The sequence below is a fragment of the Curtobacterium sp. MCBA15_016 genome, assembly GCF_001865105.1.
In the GTDB taxonomy this organism is placed as follows: domain Bacteria; phylum Actinomycetota; class Actinomycetes; order Actinomycetales; family Microbacteriaceae; genus Curtobacterium.
Window position 1 is genome coordinate 4,602 of record NZ_MJGR01000009.1, and the last position, 1,427, is coordinate 6,028.

The 1,427-nt window shown below is 71.1% G+C and carries 2 protein-coding genes; one reads left to right on the plus strand and one right to left on the minus strand.

All coding sequences use genetic code 11. The features are described from left to right. Nucleotides 1–667 (minus strand): LacI family DNA-binding transcriptional regulator (locus BIV03_RS04315; RefSeq protein WP_254790727.1); only part of this gene is annotated, 667 nt, incomplete at its 3' end. A 187-nt stretch (nucleotides 668–854) separates the two neighbouring features. Here BIV03_RS04315 and BIV03_RS04320 point away from each other — a divergent pair. Then, the coding region (locus tag BIV03_RS04320) for an ABC transporter substrate-binding protein (RefSeq protein WP_139201854.1) at nucleotides 855–1,427 on the plus strand (573 nt) is incomplete at its 3' end.

Sequence of the window (1,427 nt, forward strand, 5' to 3'; positions counted from 1 at the left end):
CGAACGGCGCGTGCGGCCCGGCGCGGCCGACCCGCACGCCGAGGCGCTTGGCGACGCGGACGAGGGCCTTCCACCGGCGTTCGTTCGACCACGAGCTGTCCGGGCCGGCGACGTAGAGGATGTCCCGGTGGCCGAGGGACACCAGGTGCTGCACGGCCTGCTCGACCCCGCCGGGGGTGTCGATCAGCACGGAGGGGACCCCGGCGGGCCGGCGGTTCACCACGACGAGCGGGGTGCGTTCGGCGAACCGGGCGATCTGCGCGTCGGACAGTCGCGACGCGGTGAGCACGGCCCCGTCGGCCTTCCCGGCGATCGCGCTGAGGGCGGCCATCTCGGCGTCGGCGGACTCCTCGGTGTCGACGAGGAGCTGCGTCCACCCGGCACCGGCGAGCTGGTGCTGCGTCCCGCGGATGACGTCGAAGTAGAAGGGGTTCGTGATGTCGGACACGAGCACGGCGACCGCGCGGGTCCGGCCGGACGTGAGCGCCCGGGCCTGCGAGTTCGGGACGTAGCCGAGTTCCCGGGCCGCCTGCTGGATGCGCTGCTGCGTCGCCTGGTTCACACGGTCGGGCAGGGAGAGCGCCCGGGACACCGTGGACGGCGCCACACCGGTGGCGTCGGCGATGTCGCGGATGGTCACCCGCCGGGCGGTGTCGGTGTCGGTCACGGTTCCTCCGTCGTCCGGCCTGCGCGTCGGTGCGCCGGTGCGGTCTGCCGGTGCCTCGGTGCGCCGGTGCAGCGAACGTAAACCGGTCTGGCAACAAGTGGCAACCGATTGCCGCATGTTGCCAACCGCGGGACAGTGGATCGACCGGGCAGTGCCGCCCGGAGGAGGTCTCGAGGAGGAAACCCCCGTGAACACGCGAAGACTTCATGCCCGCACCGTGATCGGTGCCGCGGCCGTGGTCGCCCTCGCCGCGCTGTCCCTCCAGGGATGCGCCGTGGTGAACGGCAGCGGCGACGACCCGAACACCCTCCGCGTCATGATGGGCGCGGACACCACCTACCCCAAGGAACGCAAGCAGTGGCAGCAGGACGTCGCCGCTGAGTTCAAGCGCACCACCGGTGCGAACGTCCAGTGGGAGACGTACTCGTCCGCCCAGGAGGAGCTCACCGCCATCCAGACCAGCGTCATCTCCGGGCAGGGTCCGGACGTGTACGCGATCGGCAGCACGTTCACGCCGACCGCGTACGCCACCGGCGCCTTCGTCGAGATGGGCTCGAAGGAGTGGAAGGCCGTCGGGGGCAAGGACCAGTTCGACCCCGCGTCCTTCGGGATCTCCGGACCGAGCACCTCGAAGCAGATCGGTATCCCGTTCGCCAGCCGACCGTTCGTGATGGCGGTGAACAAGGACCTGCTCGCCGACGCGGGGATCACGGAGATGCCCACGACCTGGGACCAGCTGACCGAGGACGCCAAGGCCACC